The 16,520-nt window shown below is 31.6% G+C and carries 18 protein-coding genes and 1 pseudogene; 2 read left to right on the forward strand and 17 right to left on the reverse strand.

All coding sequences use genetic code 11. The features are described 5' to 3' along the window. From G6O70_RS00005 to G6O70_RS00065, 15 genes and pseudogenes are all read right to left on the reverse strand, one after another. Positions 1 to 504, reverse strand: a pseudogene (locus G6O70_RS00005) (hypothetical protein); the annotation flags it as partial. Between the two features lie 579 nt (positions 505 to 1,083). Then, a complete protein-coding gene (locus G6O70_RS00010; RefSeq protein ID WP_219934252.1) occupies positions 1,084 to 1,350 on the reverse strand; it encodes a hypothetical protein in 267 nt (88 codons plus the stop codon). Next, positions 1,301 to 1,435: a hypothetical protein gene (locus G6O70_RS12045; protein WP_258236121.1), complete on the reverse strand. Its 135-nt coding sequence runs from the start codon at positions 1,433 to 1,435 to the stop codon at positions 1,301 to 1,303. The genes G6O70_RS00010 and G6O70_RS12045 overlap by 50 nt, the downstream gene beginning before the upstream one ends. A gap of 22 nt (positions 1,436 to 1,457) precedes the next feature. After that, the gene (locus G6O70_RS12050) at positions 1,458 to 1,586 is read right to left on the reverse strand and encodes a hypothetical protein (RefSeq protein WP_258236122.1); all 129 of its coding nucleotides are present in this window, start codon (positions 1,584 to 1,586) and stop codon (positions 1,458 to 1,460) included. A gap of 35 nt (positions 1,587 to 1,621) precedes the next feature. Continuing rightward, a complete protein-coding gene (locus G6O70_RS00015; RefSeq protein WP_057868709.1) occupies positions 1,622 to 2,602 on the reverse strand; it encodes a hypothetical protein in 981 nt (326 codons plus the stop codon). Between the two features lie 47 nt (positions 2,603 to 2,649). Beyond that, positions 2,650 to 3,093: a hypothetical protein gene (locus tag G6O70_RS00020; RefSeq protein WP_258236123.1), complete on the reverse strand. Its 444-nt coding sequence runs from the start codon at positions 3,091 to 3,093 to the stop codon at positions 2,650 to 2,652. 24 nt (positions 3,094 to 3,117) lie between these two features. Beyond that, on the reverse strand, positions 3,118 to 3,363 hold the full coding sequence (locus tag G6O70_RS00025; RefSeq protein WP_219934253.1) for a hypothetical protein: 246 nt from the start codon (positions 3,361 to 3,363) through the stop codon (positions 3,118 to 3,120). A 78-nt stretch (positions 3,364 to 3,441) separates the two neighbouring features. Beyond that, a complete protein-coding gene (locus G6O70_RS00030) occupies positions 3,442 to 4,413 on the reverse strand; it encodes a hypothetical protein (protein ID WP_219934254.1) in 972 nt (323 codons plus the stop codon). Positions 4,414 to 4,590: 177 nt separating this feature from the next. Next, positions 4,591 to 6,093 (reverse strand): hypothetical protein, encoded by a 1,503-nt coding sequence (locus G6O70_RS00035; RefSeq protein WP_057868706.1) that lies wholly within the window; start codon positions 6,091 to 6,093, stop codon positions 4,591 to 4,593. Between the two features lie 10 nt (positions 6,094 to 6,103). Beyond that, on the reverse strand, positions 6,104 to 7,864 hold the full coding sequence (locus G6O70_RS00040; protein WP_157047928.1) for a terminase large subunit domain-containing protein: 1,761 nt from the start codon (positions 7,862 to 7,864) through the stop codon (positions 6,104 to 6,106). Beyond that, positions 7,842 to 8,642, reverse strand: a complete 801-nt coding sequence (locus G6O70_RS00045; protein ID WP_057868705.1) for a hypothetical protein — start codon at positions 8,640 to 8,642, stop codon at positions 7,842 to 7,844. The genes G6O70_RS00040 and G6O70_RS00045 overlap by 23 nt, the downstream gene beginning before the upstream one ends. Positions 8,643 to 8,644: 2 nt before the next feature. After that, on the reverse strand, positions 8,645 to 8,857 hold the full coding sequence (locus tag G6O70_RS00050; RefSeq protein WP_057868704.1) for a hypothetical protein: 213 nt from the start codon (positions 8,855 to 8,857) through the stop codon (positions 8,645 to 8,647). A gap of 335 nt (positions 8,858 to 9,192) precedes the next feature. Then, positions 9,193 to 9,471, reverse strand: a complete 279-nt coding sequence (locus G6O70_RS00055; protein ID WP_057868703.1) for an HU family DNA-binding protein — start codon at positions 9,469 to 9,471, stop codon at positions 9,193 to 9,195. Positions 9,472 to 9,627: 156 nt separating this feature from the next. After that, positions 9,628 to 10,278: a hypothetical protein gene (locus G6O70_RS00060; RefSeq protein WP_057868702.1), complete on the reverse strand. Its 651-nt coding sequence runs from the start codon at positions 10,276 to 10,278 to the stop codon at positions 9,628 to 9,630. A 387-nt stretch (positions 10,279 to 10,665) separates the two neighbouring features. Continuing rightward, positions 10,666 to 11,481 (reverse strand): hypothetical protein, encoded by an 816-nt coding sequence (locus G6O70_RS00065; protein WP_057868701.1) that lies wholly within the window; start codon positions 11,479 to 11,481, stop codon positions 10,666 to 10,668. 172 nt (positions 11,482 to 11,653) lie between these two features. Between G6O70_RS00065 and G6O70_RS00070 the strand changes: the two genes are divergently transcribed. Further along, the gene (locus G6O70_RS00070; protein ID WP_057868700.1) at positions 11,654 to 13,585 is read left to right on the forward strand and encodes an ATP-dependent helicase; all 1,932 of its coding nucleotides are present in this window, start codon (positions 11,654 to 11,656) and stop codon (positions 13,583 to 13,585) included. A 1-nt stretch (position 13,586) separates the two neighbouring features. Here the strand turns inward: G6O70_RS00070 and G6O70_RS00075 are convergent, their stop codons facing one another. Together G6O70_RS00075 and G6O70_RS00080 are read right to left on the reverse strand one after the other, a co-directional pair. Then, complete coding sequence (locus G6O70_RS00075) at positions 13,587 to 14,585, reverse strand: replication initiator protein A (RefSeq protein ID WP_057868699.1); 999 nt, start codon at positions 14,583 to 14,585, stop codon at positions 13,587 to 13,589. A 227-nt stretch (positions 14,586 to 14,812) separates the two neighbouring features. Next, positions 14,813 to 15,127 carry a hypothetical protein gene (locus tag G6O70_RS00080; protein ID WP_057868698.1) on the reverse strand — a complete coding sequence of 105 codons (315 nt, stop codon included), beginning with the start codon at positions 15,125 to 15,127 and terminating at the stop codon, positions 14,813 to 14,815. Positions 15,128 to 15,587: 460 nt separating this feature from the next. On the opposite strand from G6O70_RS00080, the gene G6O70_RS00085 reads away from it, so the two are divergent. Beyond that, positions 15,588 to 16,514, forward strand: a complete 927-nt coding sequence (locus tag G6O70_RS00085) for a ParA family protein (protein ID WP_057868697.1) — start codon at positions 15,588 to 15,590, stop codon at positions 16,512 to 16,514. Positions 16,515 to 16,520: the final 6 nt, after the last annotated feature.

Consider the following 16,520-nt stretch of genomic DNA (forward strand, 5'->3'; position numbering starts at 1 on the left):
TTTGTAGACATTTCCACTAATAAAGAACCTATCCCCGATAGCTATCTTTTTTGTTTCATCTGTGTTTTTTACATAAAGCATCATTTTTGCATTAATTAAGGACAGGTGATTTCCTGTAAACGAAACACCTAATGTATACAATGTCTGGTTTTGAACATATGCTCCCCATCCAGCACCATTATTTGAAATCGAATGTTTGTCGTAGTCAGTTACCCACTTAAGTTTTTGATTAACATGCTTGATTTTCAATTGCTGGTGAGTTGGAATAGTTTTAAACTCTTCTGTAAACACTAACCATTCTTCTAAACGCCAGTTAATATAAGATCCTACTTCACAAGTAATTACATTAGGTAGAATAAGATATTTATCATCAGATAAATCTTTATTATTACTTTGAGACTGGTCTTGAAAGATAGCTTGTGTTGCTCTCCCGTCAATAAAACAGTTTTCTTTATTTAGAGCATTATTAAAATAATTCTCAAATTCTCTTGTTTTATTTCGCATATTTCTTCATATCTTGAAGAGCCAACTATCTTCATATGTTTACGGAAGTCGCTTGCAAACGTATCACTCATTAACCCATCTCTCCATATAAAGCAGCTTGACTATATTCATAGTCCACTAAACCTTCTTGTATTTCAGTTCTAAGTTGGCGTTCTACTTTACTTAATTGAGCGATATAGTTATAACCTTGAACAGCTTGATAATCTCTATCACATTGATTTCTTCATCATTTCTTCCGAATTCTTAGTTCTTGAAATCCATTCAAGTTTCATCGCTTTAGCAAGCATTGAAATCTCAAAACCATTAAGATTGACATTAAACTGCTTGTTTTCTAAATCTACATCATATAAATCTTTACTGTAGGTAACGAATAGAACTCTTCCACTGTCTAAATAGCCCCATAATGTTTCTTCTAATTCTTCGTCATCAATAGCATTGAATTCATAACTATCTACTGAATTTAGAAATGCCTTATAGATAACATCAAATTTTTGTTGCCATTTGATTAATTCCCCCTAACCCACCTGAGAGGCTTTAATGTCACTTAAAATATCGTCATCCATATTAGTATTTACCAATTTAGCAAACTGTATCAGATTTGTTGCTATCCACCGTATTCATAGACATAGTTGTCTCAATAAGTGTATTTTTCAAATTGGTTTTCAGTACTTTCTTAAAATCACCCATATCAGATTCTTGAATAAAAAATACGATATCTTCAGCATCAATACGGTAACTCGTGTCAATATTTTTTGCGCCTAGATCAAGTAAATCATCAAAATATGAATTATACGTATCATCTAAATGCAAAGCTTTTGCCGACATCCAATATGGTATATTCATCATCTATCACTTCTGATATAATCAATCGCATATCCTTAAATAATTTACGTGATTGCGCTACCATTACACGCAAATCACCGAATGTCATAATATCCTCATCTCCTTGTCCTTCAAATTTCACCATTGAAGTTTTGTGAGGGGACTCCCAAAAATATGACCCCATGTGTATTATTTTGAATATAAATTTCAGTATCTTTATCTATTAATTTACGATGTTCTCTTCTATTTGTATTTGACATTATCGCTCTCTCCCTTCGCTTTTAACTTAGTAAAACTAAGCGTTGTTCATATTGATCATTCCATATACCTTCATTTGAAGTACGGAAATACCAATTTTCTTTAATGTTGTGAAACCTAATTGCATATCATTACGATCTGTATTATCAATTTCTTTAACAATCGACTGACCTTCCATGACAACTCCAACAATCTTTTCGTTTTGTGGCAAGATCAATAATGAGTTGTCATCTAAAGCAAAATCATTTGTATTTACTTTGAAAGCTTGTGGAATTTCAATTAATTGAATACCGCTGATCGTACCAATGTAACCCAATTTATTAAATTCATCTTTCATTACATCTGACTTATCAACTAATGCAGCCGCACGTGCTAATCCTAACTTTGTCCCATAAACTGCTACTGGTGTTCCTGATTTAACTTGAATACGTTGTGCTAAGTTTACCAATGTTTCAAGAGTCAACTTACCAGTAAACTTGTCATTTGAACTTAATCCTGAATATGAACTAGTAAATGCTTCACCAATTGCTGATTCAATATAACTAGAAAATCCCTTTGAAACATTGTCAACAAGTTTAGACCAGTCAATTTCCCCATTCATAAATTGTTCAAATTCTGCATATACCTTTGCACCGAACCAGTCTGTTTCAATCGTATATTTTCTACTTGTAACAGTCTGTCTGCGAAGATCTTGTGAACCCGAAGCAATCTTAGCTACACGGATAATACGTGGATCTTCTACACGGAATACTGGTTTTTGCCCAAGTGGGACATTACGGACATCTGCTAAGTTATCGAATTGATTTGTTAAGATTTCTGGAACTACTGCGTCAACCGCAACTGATAAGATTTCAAAAACCTCTGTTTTGTGTTTCTCAAAGCTGTAGTAGTCAAATTCGCCACCAACTTTTTCCATTATCATATTGCGCAATGCCTGATTCCCACTTACTCCCTCAAATTCAAGATCTTTCTTGTGGTATAAATCACGTGCTAATTGCTTTAAGCCTTCATTTTTCATTCTTTTCCCTCATTTCTTTCATTATGTTTATTTCTAGAGAATTGCAATTACGCAAACATCGCCATCAAACCTTGTGATTCTTTGCTAATTAATCTGGCAATTCCACGAGCGTCTGCTGCTGCTGCCTTAAACCCAAGGCCATTCTCCCCAATTGTTAAGTTTGCACCTACGGTTACTTTATCAGCATCGGCTACCAAATCAGTTGTAACTTCGATAACATCACCTTTTTGTAGATGGTAAGCACGACCAATCTTTCCAGCTTCCAATTTCCATTTTGCTAGATCGAAATCTGGATAACCATAATCAATCGGAGCGTGTGCTAATAGTACTTCTGCTGTTTCCTCTGAATTAGCTGGTTTTACTGCACGACTTTCTCCATCTGATTCTAAGACTCCTAGTTCCAAGAATTGACCATTTGAAAAATCCGTTGTCCCAACAACCGACTCAATATGTGCTGTTGCTGAAATTTTATCTAAAAATACTTTACTCATTCAATACACTACCTTTCTTATTTGCTATTTTTTTACAAAATACTTATCTACTTCTGGGCCATATTTCCCTTTTTGTTCGACAACATTGTTTCTTGTAAACACGGTTGCCCCTTCTTTTTTTGCGTCCTTCTCATTTTGAAAAATCGCATAAGCAATTTCTTTCTCTACTTCTTTTGGAGTAAGCTTTTCAAATTGCCCTTTTATCCTGTTGATTTGTTCATTTCCTAGACGTTCCTCAACCTTATTTAACATTTCTTCTTTAAGAGACATTTCTTCTCCTCGTTGGTAAGCTTGTAAATTAGCCAATTCTTCTTGTAACTCAGTAACCTTTGTTCTATTATTCTCATATTATCTTTCTCTTCTTTTAGTTGCATAGATAGGGAATACTTCAACCTTATTTTGTAAATCTACTGTTACTTCTTCGTTATCACTAATAGAATAATTAATTTTGAAATATCGTGTATCGGCATCTGAATCCCAGTCATATAAAGCACACATAAAATAACCATCAAATGTTTCAAAAATAGAGTAATAAAGATCTGAAGAGTTATCATTTAAAACCGCATAAAGTTTGTTACGAGTATCTTCAAAAGACAATTCAAATTGTGATTTTTCATTTTTCTTATCTTTTTCTTTATCACCTTTTTTAGAATCTTCGTCCTCGTTTTCTTTATTGTTATCTTCGACTTTATCCTTGTTCTTTGCTGTTTCTTCCTCAGAAGTCACTTCCGTAGTATTTTCTGATTCTTCTTCGTTTCCGACTTCATTGTCAACTACTTCATTTTCCTTGTTATCTACATCTTTGTTCAAATCTTTAGCAGACATCAATTCCACTCCTTTCTCCTTTGTAAATTCTTTAATCATTTCCCTAATATCATTTTGTATCTTGTCATTAGAAAAATTTGTACTAATTGTTGATCCTGTCATAGCAGGAGTAGCCCCATCTCCCAAGATACAAAGACCAGAAAATTTTGCTTTAGTAAAGACTACTCTCCCCTCTGAATCAACATAGGCATCAGCATCAATGATTTCCATTGAATGCCCTTTAGTTCCACCTGACTCATCAAAAATATCTATTGAATCAGTAAATCTTGTCCATAAATATCCATAACAGACAAGCCAATCTTTTCCTCCCGATGTCTCCATATGAGCATCGTTATCTTCTGCTACAAAACCGTAAGCCTTAGTATTAAATTCAATTTTGACAGTCCCATCTTCATTTAATTTATATTGTTTTTCATGTCCACCAAAATCTTCATCTTTACCATCTGCTTTGATGTATCCTAGAATCGGTACATAAGGAAGTGTTTTTTGCCGCATCAAGTAGTACCTCTTCAGAAAATACTGAATTATTTAAATTTTCTCCTGTATAAGCAACATATATCTTAACTTTCTGAAATCTTCCGTCATCAGTCATGTCCTGTTCGACTTTTTCAAATCTTGTAGGCGTTGCTATACTATCTATCCTTACCATTTTTTCACCACCTAACGAATTTATTACGATAACCTATCTGTATCATCCGTAGGCTCATCTGTCTCTGGTCTTCCAGTTTCAGCAGATTGTTGACTTCCAGATAAAGTATTAGAAGTTGGCTTCACAACCATTAGATTATCTATATTTAGCACATTCTGCTCGAACTGTAATTTAGATATAATTTCTATTGGATCTAATCCACATGAGGCCAGATAGTCCAAACGTGAACCTCCAAAACTTAGTTGGTCTTTAACGATTGCGATATCATCTTTCAAACTGAAATTTGATTGTCTTACAAATTTGAATCTCCAACCTACTTTTGTTTTAGTTTTGATACTTGTTAATAATAAGTTATAGTAATTTTCAAAAAGCGGGAATACATTTGTATATATCCAATTAGCGTCCTTTTGCAATGAGTCTTTTACGATATTTGCTGATGTGGTTGAACCCCCAAATATTGATTCTGGGACACCTAAATCATAAAATATTTGTTTAGCACTCTTGTTTAAAGTGTCATAAGCACTTGTTACTCCTGCATTATTTAAAGGAACATTGGTTAAATTATTTGGTGATGTAATTGATACAACACCTGCTGGCAACCTACTACGCATGGCAGCATCGTAAATTTTAGCAGTTTCTACATTCATAGCAGGTTTACTATCACTGTTTAAAGGTATCTTTGAATGGACAATACGCATATTGTCAATCGTGTCTTGAATATCTATGTTTTCTTTCGCTTGATCCATCGAAACACTATCTAATAACAAACCAGCAAAAGGAGAAATCGCTACCCCACCATTATTTAATGAGGTTAAATCCATTGTGAAGGCGACTCCTTTATTAGATAAAAGATACATTTTATTGTTGTACCATTGTGTCGTGTCTTTATTATTTCCACTCTTATAATCTGCATAAGCTTGTTGAATTTCTGTGGGCATACCTGCCGATGTGTCATCATTAAACTTACTCATATCTAGATAATATCTATAGACACCATTTGTCTGTTGAGCAATCTCACACCATTCCACTGGAAATTCAATATATGCAACCCCTGTATTATCTTGTATTTGATATACATAACACACTCCGTTTAGTAGCATTTCTTTTAAAAAGAATGGGGCGTAATATCTAATATTAAACTGCGAAACCCCATAGGCAATATCTATATAATCCTGTGATAAATTTCCTTCTAAATCGTAAATTTTATTACCCATCACTGGATATACTGAATAATTAAAAGTTGGAATAGATTGATAATAATCAACCACTCTAGTAATTAATCCATTTTTTACATAAGCACCACGCATAGTAGCAGCAATTGAACCAGTATTACTTGTTGGATTCTTGAGAAAATTTAAAATATTCTCTTTATTTGTGCTTGCAGAAGATGTAGAGGATATTCTTGCTCTAGGATCAGCGAAGGCATCAGCAAAAGCTTGATTCGTTTTTCTTACATCTTTTACATTGTTTCTGTACTGTCTTCGTTTATCATTTCGCAGTTTATTTCTTGCAAAATTATTTGGCACTTTCTCACCTCTACATCATTAAATAATTTAGTAAATCTTTATCTGAATAATTATCTTTTAGCTTTTTTTCAAATTCATTTGCATAATAATTTCCGTATGCAATTGAACTGTATCTATCTTTTGTTGTGCTTCCGACTTCATGAATTCTGATATATCCACCATCACGAATATCATATTCTAAATTGACAAGCTCATTTACCAAAGCAGATGCCTGTTGATAAGCATAAAGATCTCTATGTTGTTCCTCTGCTGATTTCTTTACAAAGCCACCTTCAGAAACTAATTCTTCACGTTTTTCAATATCATTCATTGGAAGTCTAAGCTTTCCATTTTCAATAACCGTTTTTAATTGAACTGCAATTTCATGATTAAACTGTGCATTTGCTTTAACTGTATAAACCATTTTCAATCCATCGGTTTTATTACGTTCATTCGTAGCTTGATCATTAACGCAAGCCCAGGCAGGGTATTCAGTATCACGATTTTTGTCATATAAAACTCTACAACAGGCATCAAAAACACCTAATCCATTACCATTAGCATCCATAACAACATAATCTGCCTCAAAATCGTAATACAGTTGCTTAAGTCTTATGGCTAAATCTTCAGTTGCAATCGACTGCTGTATACTCTCAAGATAAACAATATCTCTCCTGTATTCGTCTCCGTCTTTAATTAATCTAAAACACGTAAAGGCTGAAGTATCATTCTTTACATTCTTATTTCCACCCATCAAAGCAATATCCAACGCTACAAGACGAATTTCAGAATTATCAATTCTTTTTAAGTTACTTAATTTCTTAGGATTGGATCTTGCTTTATTTTCAATGAATTCCATATCCGTTGGTGGCATAAAAGTTTTATTTATTGTCCTTATTTTGTTTAAAGGAGCTAATTTGTAATAGGCTTTATCGTTTTCACCAACAAACAATGCTTCGTATTCCATGGCAAACCCTGTCTGATCCATATTCTCTGCAGAACGTTGTTGCATAACACGATCTTGAGAAAGTAATTTGTGTTTTATAGATAACTGATAAGGCAAATCAACTACAAATGTATTTTGATTTTTTATCATCTTTTTTACAAAATCTTTAAAACTGTCCCATATCCAGTTTGTTTTATACCAAGCAGAGGATATATATAGTTCTTTATTTTCTTCTGTTGGTACATCTTTATATTCTGGCAAATCCATAAAAGCAGGATGTCTATTAACATTAAGCATAGGTTTCAATATTTTATCTACAACGTCTTTCTTTACAAGACGGAATTCATCTACTACCAATATGTTCCCGCGAAGTCCACGAGCATTATCATTTGATGTGACTGCTTGTATCTTTGAACCATTTGGGAAAGTAACCGATGTATCATTAATTGAATTCTTGATATTCTTTATGTCTCCTATTTCATACCTAACTGCTGGATAATTATTGTAAAGAGACACTATTTTTTCGGTAATAATTTTTGATGCTTGTCCTCTTGTTCCTGATGCCAATATAATATTCGAACTTGGATATAATATTGATCTGACTATGCAAAAGATAGCAATTAAGTAACTTTTACCTTGCCCACGAGCTGCGATGTACATAAAGAAGTCAATTTTACCCATCATATACATCAATATCTTTTGATATAGAAACAAGTTCATTCCAAGATAATCCGTAACAAATTTTTGTGGATTCTTACGCCAATAACCTACCCACTTCATCATGTTTTCTTCTTTTATATGAAGATAGCCATCTTGTTTAGTTTCATTCTTCTTTTTTCCGTTCATCGTATAAGCTGTCCACCTCCTCTTCGGTGGCAACCCCAAATACTCTTTTCATTGGGACAACAAACCATTTTTCAATATATTCTTTTATATTTTCGACATCTTCCGACCCTTTAGGTTCTGGAATAGGAGCATGACTCTCCCAATCTTTTGTTCTTTCACCCAAAGTTTGTGTTCCATCGTCTTTTGAATTTAACAATGTATCTAGACCCAGATCTTTCAAATCATCTGAATAAGCTTTTCTTAGTTTAGTGATACTGTTACTATCACCTTCAGCTAAACTTTCATTGAGAGCAGCTTCTAATTTAACATTCTGTCTATATCTCATAAGTTCAAATGTTGTATTAGGTACTTTTATATTGATTAAGTTTTGCAACGAAGCTTCAAGATTGAAGTACTCATCTTCTGTATGATCTCCGCCCCACTTATTCATGATTTCATCAGTAACGACAAAACTACTCCGTGCGCTTTGGCTTTCATTATCTGTAAAAACAGAATCACTAAAAAATACATATTTTTTATAAGGTGCTATTTTTTGCAGGTAATCTGTAAAATTCCCTTCTGCATCTTCGATTATTTCTCTATAAGACTTTTCGATATATGCAACATTCATTAATTGACATATTGAAATTGCAGCATTTTTACCGCCTTTTTCAACTAGCCCATTAGCACAATTTTTACAAATAGAAAAATCGCTATTTAATAAGTTATTTTTATGCTTTACGAATGTTCTTTCACCCTTATTTTGTTTACAAATTATACATGTGTAATTTCTAGCCATAATTACACCTCGTCCATCGCGGGTAGCTTAGCATAGTCTGTTTCTTCAAGGTTAGTCAAAGTTATACTAAGGTTTTTTAGAGCATTTGAATAACGCTCTAAATCTGCCATATCATGAATATCTAATTCACTTTTCCGTTCTTGAACGATCCTACTGATTTTTGACTCAATAAACAGAATGTGATTAAATATTTTTTCTGCAATACCATTATTCATATACTCATCTCTCTTTCTCTCTACTCATACGATTAAAACAACAGTCAATATTTCAGGTCTGGATTTTTGAGGAGGCGACTTATTTATTGACTGCTGTTTTAATCACACAAGTGTGTGATTTTCTGATTACGGTAAACCAACCACTCAGAAAAGGGTTTTTTATTATTATTTTCATGAATTACTATTTTTTTATTAGTATTTCGTAAAAATAATAAAAGGGTACACTTTTGTTACCAAAATTATCTAGATCGTCATCTATTACGATAATTGTGCGTAAGCACTTATTTACATTAAGCTAGTTTTATAGAGTTCTATGAACTCTCATTATTAGCAGACTAATTCGTCAAGGATTTGCTAGGCTTAGCTTTAACAACATATTTTGCAGGTACGTTAATAGTTCCACCTGTAAAGTTGTTAACTCGTGTATGTGCCTCTTTGAATTCCACATTTAATCGTAAAAAGTCCTTAAGACTGACTGATTTGTGTTCTGCAAGCACATCTTTAATTGTGACAATTACAGCATCTAGCGCTTCTTGCGCAGCAATTTTTGTTGTTCCCTTGTTCTCTGCAATACGTGCCACAAGTTCTTTCTTTGATACAACTTTTTCTGACATTCGCTCACTCTCTTTCATTATGTTTATTTGTAGTGGAGTCGTTTTAAGAGTTTTCCCTTATAGACCCCATAAGTTCGATATTCATCATATCGAACAACAGGTGTAGCACAAAGTTTATTTGTGTGGGGATAATACCCCTACACTATATATGCAGAGTTATTCTGGATTATTCAACCATTTTTTGGTTTTTTTACAAATATTTTTCAAAATTTTATAAATATTTTGAAAAGTCGTCTCAGATTTTTCGGCAATTTCTCTCACAGTGATATCACCATCAAACATTTTTATGACTTCCTTTTCTCGTCCTGTACATTCATTTATAATTACGTCCCAGAGCCACGAGATTGCTCCTCTAAGCTCTTCTAAATCAGTTTGAGTATAATTACACCCATTGATAATAAAACGTCTTATATCATCTTCTGATAAGCTTTGAGGATTAAATAATCTTTTAATAAATTCTTTGTTGATATGTTTATTTGTATTGACGCTAATTTCATTTAACTGTTCAATAATTTCACTAGATATAGGTACGGTATTCCGACCAGTCGTGAAATTACTTCTATAGTCTCTTTCACTTCTATAGTAACCATATTCAACTTTCCTACCAGATGGAAGATCTTTACTTTCTAGTAAATAATTAGCAATTCTATCTAGATAATTCCCCGTATTAGTTTCCTCAATAGTCCCATTTTTACTAATAACTCCCCTAATTTCATTGTTTAGAGTTTCTTCGTTTATGATTCTGTCAATATGTTTACTTCTGTCATAGAACGTTTTTTTCTCTTTATCAAATAACTTATTATTCAAAAATTATCACACCTTTCATACTATAATTATACTAAACGAAAGGTTAATCTGTCACGATTTCACTAACTTTTGAAATGATGATAGATTAACCTTTCATGAATACTATTGATTAATATTATATTATCTTGTGTAACTGCGAGAAATGAGTAGAAAAATAAGAGCAAATTTGTAAAAGAGAAAATTCACTTTAGTGAATTGAGCTTATATAGCTTCTTTTCATAGGGTGTTCTAGTATAGGGTCTTCTTATATGTAACACGAAAGAACACTTTTTTGTTACTTTTGAGATACAGCGACAACACGAAAGAACACTTTTTCGTTACTTTTGAGATACAGCGACAACACGAAAGAACACTTTTTCGTTACTTTTGAGATACAGCCCCCTGTCTTTACATAATAACCCCATAAACAATTCTATTAATTCTCCCGTCAAGCCAACTATTTTTAACAAAGTCTTCTAATTTATTTCTATCTTTATAATGGCTATAGTATATTTTTTTAATTCCACCTCTATCTGCCAGATTCACCTTAATCGTTGCCAATAGTTTATTTTCGCTTAAGAAATCAACACTTTTATTTAATGCACTATATGAAATATGCGCCCTTTCCGTGATATCCTCATGCGAAGAATAACAAACTGAAGTTGAATTTTGACTTTCTATTCCCCCATCAAATATATATGATCTAATCGCCGCATAACTAGCTAAAATGCTTAATGTTTTTATAGATGAGGATTTTTTTATTATATTAAGTATGTCATTACAGTATATTTTAGAAAAATTAGCGTTGTAATCAGACAATGTAACATCATAATATTTAGTCTTCTCGCCCCAGCTATATCTAGTATTAATAAAACCTTTTTCAACTAGGCCACTAATTGCATTCTCGATTTGTTGTAATCCTTTTCTACCGATATTTAGTTTTTTTGATAAAAACTGCGCATTAAAATCATACACAATCCAACCATGTGCCATTGCAGTTAGATATGTATACAAAGCTATCTCCTGATATGTTATATCTTCGTTATCAAGAAGCGAGTTTGGTATTTTCCCAAAGTTTCTATATTTTTCTTTATTGTCTTCTTCTGTTTTTTTAGTTCTATTTAATAACGAATACTGTTCCTCTTTTTGTTCTTGTGTCATATTTTTATTGTTATTTATTAATTCTCTATATCTGCTGTCTAATGAGTCGTAAGTATTTTCCATTATTACCTCCCAATTTTATAAATAAACATATTACAATAATAAAAATGAATATACCTGATAAATAGTATAATCTACACAAAAATAGTAGTCAACATATTGCAAGAATAATCTAAATATGATACTATTAACCTGTGGATATGTTTATTTAACTGAAGACAAGAGGAGGTCTTTTATGGAACTTACAAAATCTCAAAAAGAAGCCATTAATTCTGAAGCAGAAAATATACTAGTGAATGCTTCAGCAGGTTCAGGTAAGACTTCGGTTTTTACCGCAAGAATTGTAAACCTAATTAAAAATAAGAATGTTGATCCTAGTAGAATATTAGCTCTTACTTTTACTAAAGATGCAGCTAATAATATGCAGAAACGAGTAATTAAGCAAATAGGTGCCGTAGGGGAGCAGATCCCCATGTCTACTTTTCATTCATTTGCTATGAAAACATTGTATAGTAATTATGGTAGTTATTATAAAGGCGTTAAACTTATGAAGGATTGGTGGAAACTAAAATTATTGTCTTCGATAGTAAAACCTAAGACTAATATGAATCCTGAAGGAATGGGTATCGAATCACTAATTAATGCTCCTACCTTAGCAATGTTTATTTCTTATCAAAAGGCAAATATGATACTTAAAAAGATGCCAGTATTGATTGATGAACATACCAGATATGTGGACGAAGAAATGAGGGACAAATTACAAGAGGCATACAAGATCTTTATGGAGAGACAAAAGAACGCTCATTTAATTGAATTTGATGATTTATTATTGCATTTTTATTATCGTTTGAAAGAAGATCCTACCTTTAGGATGAAAATATCTGATAGATTTGATTATATAATGGTAGATGAATTCCAGGACACTTCTAAGATAAACTTAGAAATATTGAAAATGATAAAAAGAGACAATCTTTTTGTTGTTGGAGACTTTAGACAAAGCATTTACTCATTTATAAATGCCGATATCAATAATATTCTTAATTTTTCTAATGAGTTTAAAGATGTCCATGTGATTGAATTGCAAGAAAACTTCAGATCTACCAAAAAAATAGTAGATTTATCTAATAGCATTATTACATCGAGAAATGTTGAGAACTATAAGAAATTTAAGAACGCTAAATCTGCTATTGGAATAGACGGTAATGAAACACATTTTAAAATATACTCTAGTGATAGAGACGAAGTAGATGGGATTATAGAAAAAATTAAAGGCTTAGTCGCAGAAAATTACAATGATTATCGTGATTTTGCTATTCTAGTTAGAACTAATTCACAAATGGGAGTTTTTGAATCGGCCTTTGCTGATGCAGAAATACCCTTGAATGTTTCAGGAAATCATTCTTTCTTTGAACGAACAGAAATTGATGTATTGTTAAGTTACCTTAGAATAATGAATGATCACGCAGATAATCAAAGTATGGCAAGGATTATTAATACTCCAAATAGGTTTATAAGTAATAAATTACAATCAGACCTTGATAAATATGCTTATAATAATAATATAAGTGTGTTTAAAGCACTAAGTGAATACACACCTATATCTGAAAGAAAACCTATCGAATATTTGATTAATATTCTAACTCACTTTGATAAGATATTAGACACCACAAATGCAGGAGAAGTATTGCAGTACGTCATACAAAAAACTAAGTATTTTGAACATCTAGAAAAAACATCTAGAAAAGAAACCGAACGTGTTATGAAGACTCAATCAGTAGAGAGTTTGTTGGGTCTTGCACACACCTTTGGGAATATTGAAAAGCTATTAAATCACATTGATATAATTAAGAATAATAATAAGAAAAACAACGATGAGTCGGTAAATCTTATGACTGTTCATGCCTCAAAAGGACTCGAATTTGATCATGTATTTTTACCATCCGTAAGTGATGAATATTATCCACACGAAATGTGTAACGGAAATATTGAAGAAGAAGCTCGTCTTCTTTATGTTGCTATCTCTAGAGCTAAATATAATCTAGATCTTTCATATAATATTGGTAAAAAGACTAGTGTAAAGCCAACTCGGTTTTTGACATCTATTTATCCAGATCTATTAAAGAAACAAAAATTATTGTATCAAGGTTCAACATTGGTGGAAGTATAATTTATTTAGACAAGATTAATTTCTTGTCTTTTTTATTTTGTACAGAGTTTAATACTGCATAAAGAGCATTGTCAATTTCATAGTTATCACAAATAAAAGCTTTTGTTTGCTCAATAAAGAATCCACGCATGAACGAATAAATAAAACCACCAATATTCTCTACTTTTTTGTATCTATATGCTTGTTCGATAATAATTAATAAAGCACCAGCAATATTATCTCTGTAATAAGAATTTTCCTCAAAGGTAGTAGCTAGAATTAAGTCCACAGGTAGGCCTGAGTTTTTAAATGCCTTAGTAGAACTGTATTTCGCTTTAAATATGGTGTCAATAAACCATTTTGCTTGTTTATAATTGTTTTGAGTTGCATGTTTTAAATTGATAAAAAATTTATCATCAAAAATATTTTTGTAACGATACTTTAGTGCATCAATCAATGCTTCATCAGATGATGTATCATTATCTTTAGACACATTCTGTTTGGAGTTAGTTACTCTTGTATCTTTTGTATTAACTGTTTTATGATTAAGTACACTTGTATGATTATTATGCGACTTCGAGGTAGAATATTTTTCTACTTCTGGAGAGATAGAAACTTTGTAGTTAATTTTGTGGCCTTTATAGCTCATAACCCCCTCTTCTTCACTATGTTCGGGATTAGCTACGAAAATTCGATTTTGTTTAAGACCAAATTTTTGTACTTCAATAAGTCCGTATTCTTGTAGAGCAGATCTTGAATCGGAAATTTTTCTTGAAGAAACACGTAAGATTTTGGCTGCTTCCTCATTCGTAAATAAAATATAGATTCTATTATTATCATCTTTCCATGAACCGTCACCAGAATTATAAATACTGCAAGTTGTTCGATTTGCGTAAAGAGAATAGAGCATAATAGTTGTCATATCAAGTTTTTTATAGATCTTATTATTGAGTAGATCACAATTAACTTGTAGGTAGGCAGTGGAAGGTAAATTATCTTGGTTTATTTCGTTTTTAAGCATAATTAATCGCCCCTTTCTTTTTTATAAAGTTTACTAAGGGCTGTATTCATGCTATAATATACTAAATAAGATTAGCGCAAATACAGCTATATCTATGTTTTATAACATAAATAGAACTCGAAAATTTAGTGGTTGGAGAATTCTATTAATACATCTTATAAATTGTAGTGGGTTTATAAGAATTCATTGGTTAATTCGATTAGAGTTGTAGTGGACTCTAATCGTTTTTAATTTACAATTTCTTTATAAATTAATGAATTTGGCAATGTGGTAATAAATTCCTGGAATTCGCTATGCTTCTGTGGAACTTCATCTATTAAGATAGCTCCATATAAGTCATATAGAAAATCCTCTATAAGATCTAATTTTTCATTAGGCATATTTTTGAGTCCCCTAGCAAAATCTCTAAAATAATTAGAATTCATGTCTAGTTCTTTTGCTATAGGTGACATTGATACAAAATATTTCTTATTCAAGAGTTTAATTAAATATCCAAGATATATACCACGCAAGTTGTGACTATATCCTTTAGAACTAATCATTTATATTCACTCCAAATGTGTTGTTTTCACACTTTGATACTTTGATTAAAACACACTATTAGAATAAATGCAATACATAGAATTAACCGAAATGGCATAATACTGGGGTTTAAGTAGTATTCTGTGAGGTAATTAAATTAGACATTTATGTTTATATCTATTTTGTAATATATTGGTTTAACTATTGTTTTAACTATTGAGAATATAATGGAGATAAATACATAATATAGTACATAAATCTATTGAAAAGTCTTATTTTATAGTGATTCATATCTTTTTTACCCTTTATGGTTGCAAAACACACCATGAAAAAGTATAATTTATTTAAACCAATGAAGTATTTGATTAAAACAATAGTTTAATCAATAGTTAAGTACATAAAATACTGTGGGTTAGATTATTGAGATTAGTCAATAAAAAGTATTAAAATAAATTTTCAATTTATTTGGAGGAAGAATATATGGCACAAAAAATAGCTTTCATAAATAATAAAGGTGGAAGCACAAAAACCACTACTTGTGTTAATCTTGCTGGCTGTGTACACACTAGAAAACCTGAAAGTAAAATACTTATCGTTGAAAGTGATGGTCAAGGAAATGCTACCCGTAGTTTCGGTATTGATCCTAATGATGAAAGTAAAATAAAAACAAGTATCTACGATGTCTTTATGGATTATAGTTCTCCTGAAGAAGCAATTTTAAAAGACGTTTATAAGAATATAGATCTTATTCCAGCAAATAGTAATATGAACTTCTTGGAATTTGATAAGATGAAACAATTTGAAGATGACTTTGGACTAAATAACATAAAGGCAATTCGTGAATTAACTAGTAGAGATATAGATGTTACAAAAACTAGTGATCAACAATTATTAGCTGTAGTAGCTGCAGTCGCCTCCCCCACCAAAGATTATTTCAATATGTTAGAAACTAAAATGAATAATATTGATAAGGAATATGATTATATATTTTTTGACACACCTCCTGAGATAAAAGCTGTAACAAGTTCTATAATTGCTATTGCTGATAAAGTAGTTATCCCATATGAACCAGATGCTTATTCTATTGATGGTGTTCGTAATATTCTTGATCGAGTAAGAGTTATTAAAGAACAATATAATTCTAAACTTGAAATTGGTGGTCTATTAGCTGCTAAATACAGAAAAACAACCAAACTTCATGCCGATGTAACTCTTGCAATAACAGAATATGCAAATAGAAATAATATACCATTCTTTTCTACAAAAATACCTAATACTATTAGATTCGCATCGGCCACAGCATATCGTGGATTACCTGCTACCCTATCCAATAAAACTAATGAATTAATTGATACTTATTATAGTTTGTTGGACGAGATGATTGAAAAAGGAACGATTACTTTATAGGAGGAT

The organism is Liquorilactobacillus hordei DSM 19519 (genome assembly GCF_019443985.1).
GTDB classification, from domain to species: Bacteria; Bacillota; Bacilli; order Lactobacillales; family Lactobacillaceae; genus Liquorilactobacillus; species Liquorilactobacillus hordei.

Coding starts and splice junctions, on each gene's coding strand:
- G6O70_RS00015 (WP_057868709.1), bottom strand. CDS start 2,602: ATGAAAAATGAAGGCTTAAAGCAATTAGCACGTGATTTATACCACAAG.
- G6O70_RS00065 (WP_057868701.1), bottom strand. CDS start 11,481: ATGGAAAATACTTACGACTCATTAGACAGCAGATATAGAGAATTAATA.
- G6O70_RS00075 (WP_057868699.1), bottom strand. CDS start 14,585: ATGCTTAAAAACGAAATAAACCAAGATAATTTACCTTCCACTGCCTAC.
- G6O70_RS00010 (WP_219934252.1), bottom strand. CDS start 1,350: ATGATGAATATACCATATTGGATGTCGGCAAAAGCTTTGCATTTAGAT.
- G6O70_RS00030 (WP_219934254.1), bottom strand. CDS start 4,413: ATGCGGCAAAAAACACTTCCTTATGTACCGATTCTAGGATACATCAAA.
- G6O70_RS00080 (WP_057868698.1), bottom strand. CDS start 15,127: ATGATTAGTTCTAAAGGATATAGTCACAACTTGCGTGGTATATATCTT.
- G6O70_RS00055 (WP_057868703.1), bottom strand. CDS start 9,471: ATGTCAGAAAAAGTTGTATCAAAGAAAGAACTTGTGGCACGTATTGCA.
- G6O70_RS00045 (WP_057868705.1), bottom strand. CDS start 8,642: ATGGCTAGAAATTACACATGTATAATTTGTAAACAAAATAAGGGTGAA.
- G6O70_RS00040 (WP_157047928.1), bottom strand. CDS start 7,864: ATGAACGGAAAAAAGAAGAATGAAACTAAACAAGATGGCTATCTTCAT.
- G6O70_RS12045 (WP_258236121.1), bottom strand. CDS start 1,435: ATGACATTCGGTGATTTGCGTGTAATGGTAGCGCAATCACGTAAATTA.
- G6O70_RS12050 (WP_258236122.1), bottom strand. CDS start 1,586: ATGTCAAATACAAATAGAAGAGAACATCGTAAATTAATAGATAAAGAT.
- G6O70_RS00050 (WP_057868704.1), bottom strand. CDS start 8,857: ATGAATAATGGTATTGCAGAAAAAATATTTAATCACATTCTGTTTATT.
- G6O70_RS00025 (WP_219934253.1), bottom strand. CDS start 3,363: ATGTCTCTTAAAGAAGAAATGTTAAATAAGGTTGAGGAACGTCTAGGA.
- G6O70_RS00020 (WP_258236123.1), bottom strand. CDS start 3,093: ATGAGTAAAGTATTTTTAGATAAAATTTCAGCAACAGCACATATTGAG.
- G6O70_RS00070 (WP_057868700.1), top strand. CDS start 11,654: ATGGAACTTACAAAATCTCAAAAAGAAGCCATTAATTCTGAAGCAGAA.
- G6O70_RS00085 (WP_057868697.1), top strand. CDS start 15,588: ATGGCACAAAAAATAGCTTTCATAAATAATAAAGGTGGAAGCACAAAA.